This is a genomic window from Myxococcus sp. RHSTA-1-4 (genome assembly GCF_020037125.1).
In the GTDB taxonomy this organism is placed as follows: domain Bacteria; phylum Myxococcota; class Myxococcia; order Myxococcales; family Myxococcaceae; genus Myxococcus.
Genome location: NZ_JAIQDG010000007.1, coordinates 280,789 through 297,249, shown reverse-complemented (window position 1 = coordinate 297,249; position 16,461 = coordinate 280,789). Strand labels below are relative to the sequence as shown.

General features: G+C 71.0%; 10 protein-coding genes. 9 read left to right on the top strand and 1 reads right to left on the bottom strand.

Translation table 11 applies throughout. The features are described 5' to 3' along the window. From K8638_RS13245 to K8638_RS13235, 3 genes are all read left to right on the top strand, one after another. Window positions 1-2,811: amino acid adenylation domain-containing protein (locus K8638_RS13245; protein ID WP_223754857.1), on the top strand; the 2,811-nt coding region annotated here is incomplete at its 5' end. A 191-nt stretch (window positions 2,812-3,002) separates the two neighbouring features. Beyond that, window positions 3,003-5,045, top strand: a complete 2,043-nt coding sequence (locus K8638_RS13240) for a CHAT domain-containing protein (RefSeq protein ID WP_223754856.1) — start codon at window positions 3,003-3,005, stop codon at window positions 5,043-5,045. Continuing rightward, window positions 5,042-8,464 (top strand): hypothetical protein, encoded by a 3,423-nt coding sequence (locus tag K8638_RS13235; RefSeq protein ID WP_223754855.1) that lies wholly within the window; start codon window positions 5,042-5,044, stop codon window positions 8,462-8,464. Before K8638_RS13240 ends, K8638_RS13235 begins: the two co-directional genes overlap by 4 nt. On the opposite strand, the gene K8638_RS13230 is transcribed toward K8638_RS13235, so the two are convergent. After that, window positions 8,407-9,870, bottom strand: a complete 1,464-nt coding sequence (locus K8638_RS13230; RefSeq protein ID WP_223754854.1) for a hypothetical protein — start codon at window positions 9,868-9,870, stop codon at window positions 8,407-8,409. The two genes, K8638_RS13235 and K8638_RS13230, sit on opposite strands and share 58 nt — an antisense overlap. A 184-nt stretch (window positions 9,871-10,054) precedes the next feature. Between K8638_RS13230 and K8638_RS13225 the strand changes: the two genes are divergently transcribed. The 6 genes from K8638_RS13225 to K8638_RS13200 are packed head-to-tail and all read left to right on the top strand — an operon-like array spanning window position 10,055 to window position 16,457. Next, window positions 10,055-11,092, top strand: a complete 1,038-nt coding sequence (locus tag K8638_RS13225) for a hypothetical protein (protein ID WP_223754853.1) — start codon at window positions 10,055-10,057, stop codon at window positions 11,090-11,092. A gap of 35 nt (window positions 11,093-11,127) precedes the next feature. Further along, the gene (locus K8638_RS13220) at window positions 11,128-13,230 is read left to right on the top strand and encodes a phage tail sheath C-terminal domain-containing protein (protein ID WP_223754852.1); all 2,103 of its coding nucleotides are present in this window, start codon (window positions 11,128-11,130) and stop codon (window positions 13,228-13,230) included. Window positions 13,231-13,265: 35 nt separating this feature from the next. Further along, the gene (locus K8638_RS13215; RefSeq protein WP_223754851.1) at window positions 13,266-13,736 is read left to right on the top strand and encodes a phage tail protein; all 471 of its coding nucleotides are present in this window, start codon (window positions 13,266-13,268) and stop codon (window positions 13,734-13,736) included. Window positions 13,737-13,748: 12 nt separating this feature from the next. After that, window positions 13,749-14,528 carry a hypothetical protein gene (locus tag K8638_RS13210; protein ID WP_223754850.1) on the top strand — a complete coding sequence of 260 codons (780 nt, stop codon included), beginning with the start codon at window positions 13,749-13,751 and terminating at the stop codon, window positions 14,526-14,528. 23 nt (window positions 14,529-14,551) lie between these two features. Next, window positions 14,552-14,695, top strand: a complete 144-nt coding sequence (locus K8638_RS13205) for a hypothetical protein (RefSeq protein ID WP_223754849.1) — start codon at window positions 14,552-14,554, stop codon at window positions 14,693-14,695. Between the two features lie 4 nt (window positions 14,696-14,699). After that, a complete protein-coding gene (locus K8638_RS13200; RefSeq protein ID WP_223754848.1) occupies window positions 14,700-16,457 on the top strand; it encodes a hypothetical protein in 1,758 nt (585 codons plus the stop codon). Window positions 16,458-16,461: the final 4 nt, after the last annotated feature.

The following is a 16,461-nucleotide window of genomic DNA, read 5'->3' as shown; positions in this document are numbered from 1 at the left end:
CTGGCCATGACACGCATCCCGGAGGGCTACCGCGGCACGCTCGTCTACAGCACCGAGCTGTTCGAGCACTCCACCGCCGAGCGCCTCATGGCGCACCTGCGACTGCTGCTGGAGGGAGTGCTGACCTCCCCGGACCTGCCGCTGTCAACGCTGCCCTTGCAGACGGCACAGGAGCGTCAGCGGCTCCTGATGGAGTGGAATGGCGCCACGGCCAGCTTCCCACGCGAGGAGTGCCTCCACTCGCTCCTCGAGCAGCAAGCGGCCCGCACGCCGTACGCGCCGGCCGTCCAGTTGGGGGATCTGGCGCTGTCCTTCCGGGAGCTCAATGCCCGCGCCAACCAGCTTGCCTGGCACCTGCGCAGCCTGGGTGTCGGCCCCGACGTGCGCGTGGGCCTGTGCCTGGAGCGCACCCAGGACGCCATCATCGCCCTGCTGGCCGTGCTCAAGGCCGGTGGCGCCTTTGTGCCCATCGATCCGGCGGCGCCCGCGCAGCGCAAGTCCTTCGTCCTCCAGGACTGCGGCGCATCCGTGCTCCTCACCGTGCAGCACCTGGCCGACGCGTGGAAGCCCGAGGTGCGGCACCGCGTCTGCCTCGACTCGCAGGATGTACGGCTGACGTCCCTCTCCCGGGACAACCTGCCGCCGCTGGCCACTCCGGACAACCTCGCCTACGTCATCTACACCTCCGGCTCCACGGGCACCCCCAAGGGCGTCATGGTGCAGCACCGCTCGTGGATGCACCTGCGCGCGGCCACCGCCCAGGCGCTGCATGACGGCCAGACGGGGCCGTTGCGCTTCAGCGTCAACGCGCCGCTCTTCTTCGATGTCTCCATGGAGCAGCTGCTGCACGTGGTGGACGGCCACTGCCTGTGCCTGGTTCCGGAGAAGACCCGGTTGGACCCCGGGGCCATGCTGGACTGGCTGGAGCGGCAGAAGGTGGACGTGCTGGACTGCACCCCCGCCCAGCTCACCCTGCTGCTCCAGGCGGGCCTGCTGGAGCGCGCCCATGTGCCGCGCATGGTGGTGTGCGCGGGCGAGGCCATGGACGATGTCCTCTGGCAGCCGCTGGCGCGCACGACGCGCACGCGGACGTTCAACGCCTACGGCCCCACCGAGTGCACGGTGTACGCCACCTCCTGGTGCGTGCAGGACGCGTCCGTCCCGGTGCCCGTCATCGGCCGGCCCTTGCCCAACCTCCAGGCCTACGTCCTGGATGAGCAACTCCAGCTCGCGCCGCTGGGCGTGCCCGGAGAGCTGTACCTCGCGGGCGAGGGACTGGCGCGTGGCTACCTGGGCCGTCCGGCCCTCACCGCCGAGCGCTTCATCCCCAACCCCTTCAGCACCGAGCCCGGCGCACGGATGTACCGCACCGGTGACAAGGCTCGCTGGAGGGCGGACGGCACGCTGGAGTACCTGGGCCGCCTGGACTTCCAGGTGAAGGTGCGTGGCTTCCGCATCGAGCTGGGCGAAATCGAAACCGTCTTGCGCACGCACCCATCGGTGAAGGACGCCGCGGTGCTCGCACGCGAAGACGTGCCCGGCGACAAGCGCCTCGTCGCGTATGTGGTGGCGGGTACCTCGGAGCTGGATCCGGCGGCGCTGCGAGCGCACCTGCAGCAGCGGCTGCCCGAGTACATGGTGCCCTCGGCCTTCGTGGCCCTCTCCGGCCTGCCTCTCAACGCCAACGGCAAGGTGGACAGGAAGGTCCTGCCCGCACCGCGTGCCCTCGACGTGCCCACCGTGGGCCATGTCGCCCCCAGGGACCCGTTGGAACTCACCTTGGCGCGTGTGTGGGAGCAGGTGCTCGGAGTCCAGCCGGTGGGCGTGCGCACCAGCTTCTTCGAGCTGGGTGGCCACTCGCTGCTGGCCGTGCGCCTCATGGCCGCCATGCGCCAGGCCACGGGCCGTCAGCTCCCGCTGGCCGCCCTCTTCCAGGCCCCCACCGTCGAGCAGCTCGCCGCACTGCTGCGCCGCCAGGACTCCGGCACGTACTCGCCCCTGGTTCCCTTCGGCACACAGGCCAACATCGGCAAGGCGCCCGTCTTCTTCGTCCACCCGGTGGGTGGCAACGTCCTCAGCTACGCCGAGCTGGCGCGGCTGCTCGGCACGGACCGGCCCTTCTACGCCTTGCAGGCACGCGGCCTGGACGGCCCCACCGCGCCGATGAACACCGTGGAGGAGATGGCCACCGAGTACGTGAAGACCATCCGCTCCGTGCAGCCCTCCGGGCCCTACTTCCTGGGTGGCTGGTCCATGGGCGGCGTCATCGCCTACGAGATGGCGCATCAGCTCCGCGCCGGCGGTGAGCAGGTGGCGCTCGTAGCGATGATTGACTCCTACGTCCCGTCCGTGACGGTGGCGAAGGAGCCGGAGCCGGACCGCATGCAGCTCGCGTTCATGTTCGCCCGGGACATGATGGGCGCGTCGCTGGCGGACCTGCCGCTGGACCTCGAACAGCTCGCAGGTCTGGAGCCGGACGCGATGTTGGAGCGGTTGCTCCAAGCCGCGGCAAACGCGGGAGCCCTGCCGCCGGGAACGGACGCCGAGCACGTGCGCGCCCTGTTCCGGGTGTTCGAGGCCAACCTGCTCGCCTCGCGGCGCTACGAGGCCCCGGCCACCCAGGGCCGCGTGGTGCTCTTCAAGGCCACGGACAGCGCGGAGGGCCTGCCCGAGGACGGCGGCTGGAAGGCGCTGGTGGGCGACGGGCTGGAGCAGCACCTGCTGCCCGGCGACCACTACAGCCTGCTGCGGCAGCCCGCGGTCCGCGAGCTGGCTGAGCGACTCCGCGAGGCACTGAAGTCCGCTCGGTAGGCCTCCGGCCTGGGTGGTGCCGCCTCGCCCAGAAGCGGCATCACCCGGGCAGCCTCCGCCCGAGCCCAGGTGCACCCAGTCACGGAGCATCCGTCCTGCCGAGGTGCCGCCCGGCGAGCACCCTGCCATCACAACATTGCCAGTGGCCTCACAGCCGCCTCCCGGCGACTCCTCCTCCTCTGGGGGGATAGATGACCATGGAGAAGCGGCTGTGGTTGCAGATCGACATCGATCGCGTCGGAGACCAGCTCCGAGCCTCGGGCCGGGGCAGTGACGGCGAGAATCCCGCCCCCCACATCCTTCCCAATACCACCGTCGAGGACGTGGAGGCCTTCGGCGAGCAGATCCGCCAGGCGGCGAAGCACGGCAAGGAACTCCAGGAGGAACTCCTACAGGCCCAGCGGCTCTACAAGGCCCTGCTCCATGCGGACCTTCGAGACGTGATGCAGCGGCAGCATGGGTACCGCCAGGAAGAGGCGCTCCTGCTGCGCCTGGGGCTCAAGCATGAGCGCTCGCTCCAGGCCATCCCGTGGGAGGCCCTCTGCCAGCCCGATACGAACCAGGGCTTCCTTGGCAACTCGGATGAGGTGCTCGTGGCGCGGAGCGTCGTCTCGAACCGGCGAGCCGTCTGTCGGGAGGTGAGCGGGGCAGTCCGGGTCCTGGGAGTCTCACTCGTCGGCCGCGCGACGGTCACCCGGCTTCAGGCCGCGCTCGATGAGCCCATCCGGAACGGAGAGGTCGAGTTCGATTTCCTCGTGGGCGCCCAGGCACGCCGCTCCGCGCTGATCAAGCGTCTGGCACGCCCGCCCTCTCCCCACATCCTCCACCTCGTCTGTCACGGGCGGGTCGATGAGCGCGGCCGGCCCCAGCTCGAGATGCTCGATGACACGGGCACTCCGGACTGGTTCGACGTGGAGTTGCTTGCCCAGGATCTCCACGAGCACTGTCGCGAGTACCTGCGCTTGATTGTCCTGGATGCCTGCGAAGGGGCCCAGCCAGGAGGCCTGGTCAGCGCGGCGGAGTGCCTCGCCCAGAAGGCGGCCGGCGCTGTCGTCGCGTACCTCTGGCCCGTCAAGTCGGACATCACCCAGCACTGCTCGGAGGAGTTCTACAAGTCGCTCACCCGCGAGTCCGCGCGCCGCGGCGACGTGGCCGTCAGCCTCAACGCGGCCAGGCGGGCGGTGCTCACGAGGTTCCGCTCCTCCGCGGAGGCGTTCTCGCCCGTGCTGTTCCTGCGCGGAGACGACTCCGTCCTGTTCGACTTCCAGCACCGGGAGGTCCAGCGGCCTCCTCCGCCCTCTCCGAAGCCCCAGTCCCCCGAGCCGTCGCCCGCCCTCCGCATGCTCCTGAAGAAGCCCTTCACGCTGGTTCTGGGTGACCGCTGGAGCAACGAGCGCGACATGCTGAAGGGCTTCCGCAGGCGGCTCATCGAGGACCTCGCCTCGAAGGTCGGACCGATTCCCGACGGAGTCTCCATGAGCGCGCTCACGCAGCACTATGCGCTGCGCTTCGAGGAGCAGAACCTGGACAACCAATTCCAGGATGTGTTCGGAAAGGTCGCGGCCTCACTGCCCCTGGTGGAGGATCTGGCGCGCCGGCTCGCGCCCGGCGTCCACGTCACGCTCCTGCGGTTCCCCATCCTGGAGCGGGCGCTCGACAAGCACCGGCCGGACATCACCATCCATGTCATCAATCCTCCCCCTCCCGGACGGGACGGGGGCCTGGCCACGCTGCGCCAGCGCAAGGCGGGAGCGCGCGACTGGGAGATCGTCACCACCCCGCCCCGCTCGTTCAACCCGGAGCGAGACATCATCCTGCTCCGGCTCTACTGCGGCTACCTGCCTCCGAACGCCTACATGCGCGCCCTGCTCACGGAGGACGACTATCTCTTCGGAGTCAGTGAGCTGGACAGCATGCTGACCGGAGAGGCCGGGAGCATGTTCCCCCCGGATCTCGTCGACGAGCTGGTCGCCAGCCTGACCCACAGGCCCGCCCTCGTGCTGGGCATGTCGATGCTGACCTGGCACCACCGGAGGCTGCTCTACCAGCTCTTCGGCAGGAGCCCGCTCCCGAAGGGCAGCCTGGTGGTCCTCGAACCGGGCGAGGGAGAACAAGAGCTGTGGAGACGGGGGCGCATCCTGCCCCCGAAGGGCGCGGACCCGGTGCTGGAGCTGAGCGCCTCGCAGCTCGCGGTGCCGTTGAGCAACGCGGAGCCTCACGTGGAGGGGCCATGAGCGCCGTTGACTCCCTCAATCCCTTCCGGGGCCCCCAGCCCTACCGGGCGGAGGACCAGTCGCGCTTCTTCTGCCGCGATGAGGTCACCCGGAGGCTGACGAACAGCATCCTCGCCCATCCCTGCGTCTCGCTCTTCAGTCCGTCGGGCGCGGGCAAGTCCTCGCTGATGCAGGCGGCGGTCCTGCCCCAGCTCCGGGAGCAGCACGGCATCCGCACGGTTTGTGTCGATGCCTGGCTGGCCCACGAAGACCCCCTCCACCGGGTGGCCCGGAGCATGTTCGTGGACCTCGATCTGGGTGACATGCCCGACGGCCGGAACCCGCGCGAGCTGATCGACGAAGCGTTCCAGCTCGCGGAGCTGCGCTCCAGCCGCCCCATCCTCCTCTTCCTGGATCAGCTCGAACAGACGCTGCTGCCGTCGCGCCAGCCGGAGGGGGTGCGAGCGCTGATCGACACGCTGGCGGCCATCCTCCGGGAGCCCATGCGAGACAGGCAGCTCGTGCTGTCCCTGCGCGAGGACTACCTGGGGCGGCTGCGGGACCAGGCGCGCGCGAGCCGGGAGCTGCTGGACCGCGGCTTCCGCCTGGGTCCGCTGACGGTGAAGGAGATGACACGAATCGTCTGCCGGCTGGCGGCGATGGGCGTGCCCGCGCAGGAATGGTGCCCGGTGCAGATGCAGCAGCTCATGCTCCAGATGCGCACGCCCGGACAGAGCGACTCCGCCGAGGCCGAGGTCCAGGCCGCCTTCGCGCAGATTGTCTGCCGGGCCCTGTGGGAGGAGCGCAGGACGTGCGACGGCGAGACGGGCCCGGTGGCGGCGGAGCCCATCCTCCACCGGTACCTGGACACCACGTTGAAGGCGCTCGGCCCCACCCAGGGGTATTCCGCCCGGAGGCTGATGGAGGAGTACCTGGTGGCCGAGGGCGGGAGCCGCACCCTGGTGACCCAGCAGCAGGCGTACGAGGTGCTGTCGCCCGACTGCGCCGAGCAGGTGCTGTCCCAGCTCCAGGACGCGGCCGTGCTGCGGTCGGAGCACCACGAGGGCAGCCGGTACTTCGAGCTGGGCCACGACTGGCTGGCGAACAAGGTGACCGAGCTCAAGCGGGGGCGCCGGCAGCTCGAGTTGCAGCAGTGGGAGGCCGCGCAGCGCAACCGGATGCTCCGCATCACGCTCGCGGTGAGCAGCCTCGCCCTCCTGATGCTCTTCCTGGCCTTCATGGCCTGGATGTACAAGCGCGACGCGGTCAACCAGTCCCTGATGACGGGCGCGCGCGAGGCGATGCAGCGGGGCCAGCCCGCCGTGGCCATGAAGCTGCTCGCCGAGGTCAAACACCCGAAGCCCGCCCGCCAGTGGGACGCCCTCGCCCTGGAGGCGATGGACTCCAACTTCCTGGAGGTGACGCTCCGCGGCCCCGAGGGCCAGTCCGTCAACGCGGCCTCCTTCAGCCCGGACGGCCGCCGCATCGTCACGGGCTCGGATGACGGAGTCGTCCGGGTCTGGAACGCGGATGGCCATGAGGCGCCGCTGGAGCTGCGGGGCCATACGGCGCCCGTCACCGCCGCGGAGTTCAGCCGGGACGGCCGGCTCATCGTCACCGCCTCGGCGGATGGCACCGCGCGGGTGTGGGCCACCGGGGAGCGGACGCCGCCGCTGGTGTTCACGCACTCGGATTCGGTCCGCTTCGCCACGTTCCACCCGGACAATGCGCGCATCCTCACCGTCGCGCGGGACGGGGTGGCGCGGCTCTGGCGCATCGACCTGCCCGAAGGGCCGCCCGAGGTCCTGAATCGCTCGTCCAGCGAGCGGCTCAACTTCGCCGCGTTCAGCCCGGACGGTCAGCGGCTCGTCATGACCTCGTGGGACAGGACGGTGCGGGTGTGGCGGGCACGCGGAGACTCCTTCGAGCGGGAGGGGAAACCCCTCCGGGGACATGGGGGTCCGGTCGTCTTCGCCGCGTTCAGTCAGGATGGGCTGCGCCTCGTCACGACTTCGCATGATGGGACGGCCTGGCTGTGGCGGACCGAGGGCCCCGGGCAGCCCTTCGTGCGTGACAGGAGACTCGAGGAACACGACGCGCCGGTCACCTCCGCGGCGTTCAGCCCGGATCGCCAGTACATCGCGACCGCCTCGCTGGATGGGACCGCCCGGGTCTGGCAGTGGGACGGCTCCGGGCCGCCCTTCATCCTTCGGGGGCACACGGCGCCCATCAACTCGGTGGCATTCACCCAGGAGAGCCTGCCGCAGCGTCTCGTGACCGCCTCTCAGGACGGCACGGCCCGGGTGTGGCGCGCGGAAGCCTCGACGCAGCCGCTCGTCTCCCGGGTGATGGCGCATGAGGAGCCCCTGGCCTCCGCCGCCGTCAGCCCGGATGGCCGGCACGTCGTCACCGCGTCCCAGGACGGCCGGGCGCGGGTGTGGGACGCCGAGGGCTTCCGGGAGCCCACGCTGCTGCCGGAGGAACACGCGCAGGCGCTCACCTCCGTGGCGTTCAGCGCCGATGGCCGCCGCTTCGTCACGAGTTCGTGGGACAAGACCGCCGTGGTCTGGCGGTTCGACTCACCGGGCGAGCGGCCCCGGGTCTTCACGCACACGAGCCCGGTGACCTCCGCCGCGCTCAGCTCGGATGGCCAGCGCCTCGTCACGGGCACGATGGAGCGGCGAGCGTGGGTGTGGTCAGTGGAGGATGGCGCCGCCGCCTCGCCCGTCAGCCTGGGGGAGCACGGGGGCCCGGTCACCTCCGTGACGTTCAGCCCGGACGACCGGTTCATCGTCACCACCTCGCGAGATGCCACCCTGCGGGTCTGGCCCGCGGAAGGAGGTGACGCGAGGGCCATCCTGAAGAAGCACAAGGGGCCGGTCCTCTCGGTGGCCTTCAGCCCGGATGGCCAGCGCCTCGTCACGGCCTCCCAGGATGGCGACGTACGGCTGTGGGACTGGGGCGCCGGTCATCCCGTGCCCCGTGGCGTCCTCCGGCACGATGGTCCCGTCCTCTCCGCGCGCTTCAGTCCGGATGGGCGGTTCATCGTCACCGCGTCGTGGGATGGGACGGCGAGGGTGTGGCTCGTCGGCGAAGACAGGGTGCCCCGGGTGCTGAAGGGACACGAGGGGCCGATCCGCTCCGCCATGTTCGCCGGCAGCGGCCGCATCGTCACCGCGTCGTGGGATGGGACGGCGCGGGTGTGGGACCTGCCGGAGGACCTCGAGAAGCCGGCCTCGCGCGCGGAGCGCCGCGACGACCTCCTGGAGCGGAACCGGGACTGCCTCCTCCCCCGGATGCGAGAGGACTACCTGCGTGAGAGCGAGGCGAAAGCACGGAAGGGCTATGCCCGGTGCGAGCGCGACTACCGCCGCGTTCCGGATCAAACCGTGGCGCTGCGGAATGACAACCTCGCCGCCGGGTCTCCGAGGAGGATGTAGCCGCGAAGGTCGTTGCGGAGCATCCATCGCAAGGCATGGCCCTTCGGCTCGATGGGGTCCGGCTGCCCGTCCAGCTCCGCCCTGCGCCGGAGGTCGTAGTCCGCCATCAGGTCCTCGGTCGCATGCAGGGATTCGCGCATCAGGGTGCCGAGCGCGACGCCGGCGCGGCCGCCGTTGGCCAGCACCTTCAGCACCGAGGCAACCCGCGAGGCGCGGCTCTGGGGCACCTCGTCGCCTTCCGAGAAGCTGAACAACCAGGCCAGGTCGCTGTGGCCGATGACGGCCAGGGGCCCACTCGGGTTCGCCAGCGCGGCCTGTGGCAACGCGGCGAGGAAGGGCCGCTGCTTGGGACCGGGCAGGCACTTCAGCACGTCGTCGAGCGGGACGTCGTAATCCTGTTGCTGGGCGAGCATCGCCAGCCAGGGGTGGTACATGCTCCGGGCCGGAGTGGCCGCGCCGAAGCACGCGAGGCAGAACCACATGCCGCCGGGAAGGAAGGTCCTGTCACGGACCTGCTCACGGGTGAGCCACTGCCCGGCCCCCAGGTCGAGCGCCCCTTGCTGGGCCCACCGCGTCTCCTCCGAGGCCTTTTCCGCCTCCAGTCCCAGGCCATGGGACACCGACAGCATCACGCCCGCGCGAGCCCCAGCGGCCGTGTCCAGGAGCGTCTCCAGCCCCGCGCCCTTCCCGGTGAGCACCTGGAGCGCCAGGCCCGGCCGCCGTGGCATCCACTGCGTCTCCACCATCCGCTGGAAGGGCTCCACCAGCAGCTCACGGCCGTACCTCGTGGCCTCCGAGCCATCCGCCGCGACGTAGAGCACGACCTCGGGGACGGCGCTCGCGGCGGTGCCCGTCTCGAAGGCCCGCACCTTCTCCGCGTAGGAGGCATAGCCCTCCAGGTCCGCCGAGCCCGCCGGCGTCGCGACGTGGAGCCTGCCCACATAGGAGCCGGGGGCCAGCACCTGCTGGAGCTCGATGGAGACCTGATGCAGGTCGCCCAGCAGCAACAGGTACTTCGGCCGCTCCTCCTCGGGGACCTGCTCGGCGCGGTACGTCGCATTGCTCCACTTCACGGCCGCCGCCGCGTCCATGCCGGCGGGGACCCGGTAGACACGCACCTCGGCGCCTTGCTCCCGGGCACGGTGCTGGAGCAGCGGCTTCAGGGCCTGGAGCATCGCGTCTCCCTCGGTCCCCTCCGGAGCAATCACACCCCAGCGCTGCGCGGCCAGGTCCCTGGGAGCGGCGTCCGGGTCTTCGAGCCGTGGCACCTCCGCCCGCTCCGGGAGGTACTCGGGCTCGGGCGCATTCCCGGCGGCTTCCACCGGGAGCCCTCGTTCGAGGAATGGCCGGTGCTCCCCGGCGCGCGACATGAGCAGGTGCAGGACCTCCGGGTGCCTGGGTTCCATGAGTGAGTCCCCCTTACGGATGAAACCCACGGGCCCCTGCATTCTCCTCCACCTTCGCACCACCCTCCGCGCACCTCTCACGGACTCAAAACCGACACTCCCCCCCGTCCCCGGGTCCATTGTTCCCCACCCCGGCGCGGCCCCACCCTGTGCGCCCATTTGCCGCCACGAGTGGAGGTCCCGGGTGCCGCAGCTCGACGTCGACGCGATGAATGACGCGGCATCGTGGCGGCCCCTCGCGCCCGACGGCGTCACGCCGTCCAGCGAGCTCACCGTCGCGCTGGAGAGCGCCACCGTCCGCTTCGGCGCCGACGCCCGCAGCCTGCGCATCACCACCAGCCGCGCCGCCACGGGACACCTGCTGAGGCGCACCCTGCCCGCCGCGCTGGACCTGCGCCCCTTCGACGAGCTGCGCCTCTCTCTGTGGAGCAGCCGCGTCACCCACGGCACCGGCGGGCCCCTGCCCTTCTTCCTGGAGCTGCGGCTGGGCAGCGACGCCGTGGGCCCGGACGCGCCCTCCAACACCTGGCACCGGCTCCTGCCCGTCTCCACCCGCTCCACCTGGGAGCCCGTGCGCCTGGGGCTCTCGGACCTGGACCCGGCCGTCCGCTCCGCCGTGCGCGTGCTGCAACTCCGCTGCGTGGAGGCCTCCTCGCCCTTCACCTGCTTCCTGGATGACGTCATCGCCGTGCGCGAGGAGATGATTGGAGACGTGGAGGCCGCCCTCGCCGCGAGGCTCGACGGGAAGCTCCGCCTCGGGGACACCGCCGTCCCGGCCGTGGTGAACGCTCCCGGCGTCCCGGTGTCCGCGACGCCGCCGTACCTCCTCATCACCCAGTACGAGATTGCCTGGTCCGACGCGCGCACGCCGGCCACCCGCGGCCGGGGGGACTTCTCCACGGGAGGCAGCGTGCTGCGCCCGCCCAGCTTCGGCTGGGACCTCCACTATCAGCTCCAGGCCTTCGCCAATGACAGGCCCTCGCAGGCGCGCATGCTGGAGTTCCTCCTGCGCGCGCTCGGCCCGCACGGCGAGCTGGTGGTGAACGGCTGGCCCCTGCCCTACGCGCTGGTGTCGCCGCCCGCCGACGAGCGGCTCGGCGGACAGCGCACGGAGCGGGTGGCGCTGCACTACCGCATCGCCGCGCGCCTGGAGGTGGGCGCCTCCGAGCCCACCCACTCCGCGCGGGAGCCCATCATCGAAGCGGACCTCCGCTCGGCCTGAGTCCAGCCGCGCACGCAGCAGTCGGGGAGGAAGGCATGGCATTCAATATCGGCCTGAACGTCGTCGAGGTGGATGGCGAGGGCACACCGGCCCTCGCCGGCGCCGCCGCCTCGGTCGCGGCCTTCAACGTCACCACCTGGCGCGGGGTGCCCAACCGCCCGGTGCGCCTCACCAGCTTCGCGAAGTTCGTCGAGCACTTCGGAGGCTTCTCGCGCGACGAACCCGGCGCCTTCCTGGTGAAGGGCTTCTTCGACAACGGCGGGCAGACGGCCTGGGTCAACCGCGTGGTGGGCACGGACCCCAACACGGGCGCCCTGCCGGCCTCGCTCCCATTGAGGAACGGCGGCGGGGCCGTCACGCTGTTGCTCGAGGCGGGCTCCCGCGGCGAGGGGGACCCGGGCACGTGGGGTGACGGGCTGCACGTCCAGGTGAGCGCCCGCGCCACCGCGTCCTCGCGCGTGCGGGAGACGGCGCCCGCGAGCATCCAGGGCTCGCCGCTCACCGAGCCGCTCGACATGTCCGGCCTGCCCCCCCTCTCCCTGAAGGTGGACGGAGAGGACAGCGTCACCCTCATTGCCTTCCAGCCCTCGGACTTCCCCAGCCCGGCCCAGGCCACGGCTGGACAGGTGCGCGAGGCCATCAACCGGCGCACCTCCAAGGTGGTGGCCTCGCTCAGCGGGGACAACCGGCTCGTGCTCACCTCCACCGGCACGTCCGCGCGGCTGCGCAGGGACTTCACCCGGCTCCAGGTGACGGACACGAACGCCACGCTCGGCTTCACCGTCATGGCGGCGCCGGTGGTGGGCACGCCGGCCGCCGTGAGCGGCACCGGCACCCAGCTCATGTTCCTCGACGGCTTCAAGCCCGGGGCCGCCGTGCGCATCAGCGACGGGACGAACACCGCCCACGCGAAGCTCCAGTCCGTGGACCCCCTCACCCGCGCGGTGACCTGGGCGCCCGCGGTCTCCGGCATCGGGGACTTCTCAGTGACTGGCCTGCGCGTGGAGAGCGTGGAGTTCGACCTCACCGTCGCGCTCGGCAGCCCGCCACGGGAGCACGTGGTGGAGCAGTGGACGGGCCTGTCCATGGAGCCCGACGTGGACACCTACGCTCCCCGGGTGCTCAACGACAGCCAGCGCGGCTCGCGCTACATCCGGGCCAGGGACACGGAGAGCTCCAGTCCCCCCGGGCAGAACGTCCCGGCCGCCAGCGCCAGCTTCCTGCGCTTCGACCCCGGGCGCGACGGCACCCCCACCGCCAACGACTTCATCGGCGACGAGGCCGGGCACACCGGCTTCCACGCCTTCGACGCGTTCGACGTGCAGCTCCTGGGCACCGAGCGCACCGAGCCGGGCATCGTCGCCGCGGCGCTCACGTACTGCGAGCGCCGGGGTGACTGCATGTTCGTGGGTGCCGTCCCGGAGGGCTCCGTGGAGACGGGCGAGGCGGCGGCCTACGGCCAGTCCTTCCAGGGCCGCAAGGTGTACGGCGCGCTCTACGGCCCGTGGATCGTGGTGGCGGACCCGCTGGGCACCGGCGCCGAGCCTCGGAGGAAGCTGCCGCCCACCGGGCACGTCATGGGCGTCTACGCCCGCATCGAGAGCAGCCGCGGCGTCTGGAAGGCACCGGCGGGCGACGAGGCGAACCTGCGCGGCGTGCTGGACGTGGAGTACCGGCTGAGCGAGGCCGAGCACACCGAGCTGGTGGTGAACGGGAGCGTCAACGGCATCCGCGCCGTGCCCCGCGCGGGCATCGTGGTGGACGCCTCGCGCACGCTCAGCACGGACTCCCGGTGGCGCTACGTCAACGTGCGCCTGCTCTTCAACTTCGTGAAGAGCAGCCTCAAGCAGGGGCTGCGCTGGGTGCGCCAGGAGCCCAACCGCGACGCGCTGTGGAAGGCGGTGAGGCTGGGCAGCGTCACGCCCTTCCTCATGGGGCTGTGGCGCCAGGGCGCCTTCGGCACCGGCACGCCGGAGCAGACCTTCACCGTCATCTGCGACGAGACGAACAACCCGCCCGAGCTGGTGGAGCAGGGCTACCTCAACGTCGAGGTGTACTTCTACCCGTCGCGTCCCGCGGAGACCATCGTCATCAAGGTGGGCCAGCAGCCCGGCGGCGGCAGCGCCTCCGAGGCCTGAGCCGCCCTTCCCTCCCACACACGCAGGAGCGCGCCATGCCCAAGGTGGGCGATTTCTACGAGAGCTTCAGAGCCAACGAGTTCGTGCTCGTCATCGACGGCACGGAGAGCCCCGGCGTCACGAAGGTGTCCGGCCTCAGCGAGGGGGAGCTCGACACCATCGAGCAGCCGGACGGGGGCACCAACCACGTCTACAAGGTCGCCGCCACCAAGGTGAAGTTCGAGCCGCTCACCATCGAGCGCTACGTGGACGGCAGCCCGGAGGACCAGCGCTTCAAGGACTGGTTCCAGCAGACGTTCAAGCTCAACCGGCGCACCAACGCCGGCTCCTCGCTGCGCAAGAACGGGATGATCATCAAGCGGCACGAGGGCCGCGACGTCCTCACCTTCGCCTTCCGCGACGCGTGGGTGAAGTCCTCCAAGTTCACGGACCTGGAGGCCGGCAGCACCAACCTGATGAAGCAGACCATCGTGCTGGAGCACGAAGGGCTCGAGCGCGTCGACTGAGGAGGCACGTGCATGCAACCCAACGCACCGCGAAAGCGGGAGGCGGAGTTCACCCTCCCCATCGGCTACACGGACGACGAAGGCCGCACCCACCGCGTCGCGGTGCTGCGGAAGATGACGGGCCGCGAGGAGGCCATCCTCGCGGACAAGCGCAACCAGCGGAACGGCGGCAAGCTCGTCAGCGAGCTGCTCGCGAGCTGCATCCTGCGCCTGGGCGAGGTGGAGAAGCCCACCGTCAACACCGTGGAGCACCTGTACTCCGCGGACCGCAACTTCCTGCTGCTCCGGCTGCGAAGCATGACGTTCGGCGCGGAGCTGCAGGCCGGCTATAGCTGCAACACCTGCGGCGACGCGGTGCAGCTGGTGGAGGACCTCGACGGGCTGCCCGTGCGCATGCTCGGCGAGGGCGAGAGCCCCGAGGACATCACCGTGCAGTTGGAGGACGGCTACACGGACAAGGAGGGCCAGGTCCACACCGCCCTCACCCTGCGGCTGCCCACCGGCGCGGACGAGACGGCGGTGGCCGCGCAGATGCGGCAGAACGCCTCGCTGGGGAAGAACGCGCTGCTGGCCCGCTGCATGAAGTCGCTGGGGGACATGCCCCGGCACCGGCTGGAGGCGCTGGGACCGAAGATTCTCTCGGAGCTGACGCTCACCGACAGGCGCCTCATCGACAACGCCCTCAACCAGGCCGCGCCCGGCGTGGACCTCATCCGGGAAATCTCCTGCACCGGCTGCGGCAACGTCTTCAAGAGCACCCTGGACATGACCCATTTTTTGTCTCCGGGGTAGGCGAGGAAGACCTCCGCCGCGAGGTGTTCTTCCTCGCCTACCACCTGCACTGGTCCTGGTCCGAGCTGATGGAGCTGGACAGTGGCGAGCGCCGCGCCTTCGTGCGGCTGCTCGTGGAGCAGATTGAACGCGAGAACGCCCAGCTCGAGTCCTCGAGGAGAAGGTAGCCCCATGCCCATCGCGCTGCTCCTGCACCCCGTGGCCGGCGCCCTGTGGCGGGGAGTCCACGGCGTGCAGGGCGGATTGGGGCTGTCCGCCTGGGTGGAGCTGGTGCGGCTGGAGGAGGTGCTCATCGGCCGCGCCCAGGGCGCCTTCCTCGTGCGCTGGTTCGGCCCGCGCCTGCCCCTGCGCGGCGGGCACCTGCGCGTCGTGCTCGTCAACCTGGAGGCGCTGCGCGAGCGCTTCCTCGCCATACAGCGCGCCCGGGTGCGGGAGACGCCGGGCCTCAACCTGGAGGAGCCGCTGGCGGGGTTCACCGGCATCGCCGCGGGCCTGGCGCTCTCGCCCACCGGTGTCCTGCTCCTCGTGGCCTTCCTGCTGCGCAACCTGCCGGGGTGGTTCGCGGCAGTCGTGGGCGCCATCGCCGGTGTCCTCGTGGGTGTCCTCGTGGGTGGCCTCGTGCTGGGGGCTGGCGTGCTCGACCTGCCGCTCGCGCTGCTGGGACTGCCCGCCGCCGGAGCCCTCAGGCCGGACTGGCTCCGGAAGTACGGGCTCGTCCACGAGGCGCTCGGCGCGGCGGCGCGGCTGATGGAGGCCTTCCTCGGCTTCGTGGACGTGCTGCTCGGCCCGCGTGAGCAGGTCCGCAACCCCATCCTCCGCGGCATCCTGGAGGTGTTCGACGCGCTGGCGCGGTTCGTGCCTTTCGTCATGGCGGCCGCCGCGGTGCTCATCGTGTACGTGGCGGGCAATACCCTGAAGCTCGCCCGGCAGGCGGTGGCCCTGCTGGAGGTGAAGGACGCGGTGCTGGAGTCCGTGGCCCTCGTCGTCTCCAACACCTCCGAGACGCTGGCCGGCATGCTCTCCGGCCCCGGCTCTCCCTTTGAGGGGCTCCGGCTCACGCTCACCGCCATCGGCCGGGCCCTGGCCGCCGTGGGCCGCCAGCTCTCCGGGCTCGTGGAGCAGGTCTCCACCACCTTCGTCAGGTTCGCGGAGTCGTCCGGCGCGCGGCTGGGAGGCTACGGCGAGCAGCTTCACGGCTTCTTCTCCGCCGCCTTCGAGACGCACCCGCTCGGCCGCGTCATGACGTCCTTCCTGCACCAGGTGGAGGTCATCCAGGAGGCGCTCAGCCAGCTCCCGCCGAAGCCCTCCAAGCCGCCCGAACCACCCTCCGAGGGCGGCTGGCTGTTTCCGGAGTGGCTCCTCGCGCCTCCACCTCCCATGCCTCCGCCGCCGAAGCTGCCGAAGCCGGCCGACATCGCCGCGCGCATGGGCGGGCTGCCCCGCATCGAACTGGAGAAGCTGAAGCCCCGCGAGGGCCTCTACAACGTCTTCGACACGCTGCGCGGGAGGCGTCCCTTCATCGGCCCCCAGGGGCTCGCGGAGCTGGAGGTGGCCCGGGACATCCACGGCGTCCTCGGCAGGGAGCGGCGCGAGCAGGTGCGAAAGGCGGGCGTGGAGCTGGCGCGGGCCCGGGCCCGGGAGACGGCCCTGCGCGAGGTGATGGTGGGTGTCGTGGAGACGGTGCTGCCGCCCGCGTTCCACGCCTACGTCCCGACGCTGCGGGAGGTGTTCGAGGCCCTCGACGAGAACCTCTACGGCGGGAAGACGTACCCCGTGAAGACACCGCGCGACAGCGGGAAGCTCCGCCCCGTGGTGCACCGGCTGCACCTGCGCCACCCGGACGGAGCCACCGCCGAAGTGACGGGCTTCAGGACGCTGCTGCTCCAGCGCCTCGGTGAGCAGCGGTACCTCGCCCCGGGGGAGGTGTGAGCGG

Coding starts and splice junctions, on each gene's coding strand:
- K8638_RS13240 (WP_223754856.1), top strand. CDS start 3,003: ATGACCATGGAGAAGCGGCTGTGGTTGCAGATCGACATCGATCGCGTC.
- K8638_RS13220 (WP_223754852.1), top strand. CDS start 11,128: ATGGCATTCAATATCGGCCTGAACGTCGTCGAGGTGGATGGCGAGGGC.
- K8638_RS13215 (WP_223754851.1), top strand. CDS start 13,266: ATGCCCAAGGTGGGCGATTTCTACGAGAGCTTCAGAGCCAACGAGTTC.
- K8638_RS13210 (WP_223754850.1), top strand. CDS start 13,749: ATGCAACCCAACGCACCGCGAAAGCGGGAGGCGGAGTTCACCCTCCCC.
- K8638_RS13200 (WP_223754848.1), top strand. CDS start 14,700: ATGCCCATCGCGCTGCTCCTGCACCCCGTGGCCGGCGCCCTGTGGCGG.
- K8638_RS13230 (WP_223754854.1), bottom strand. CDS start 9,870: ATGGAACCCAGGCACCCGGAGGTCCTGCACCTGCTCATGTCGCGCGCC.
- K8638_RS13235 (WP_223754855.1), top strand. CDS start 5,042: ATGAGCGCCGTTGACTCCCTCAATCCCTTCCGGGGCCCCCAGCCCTAC.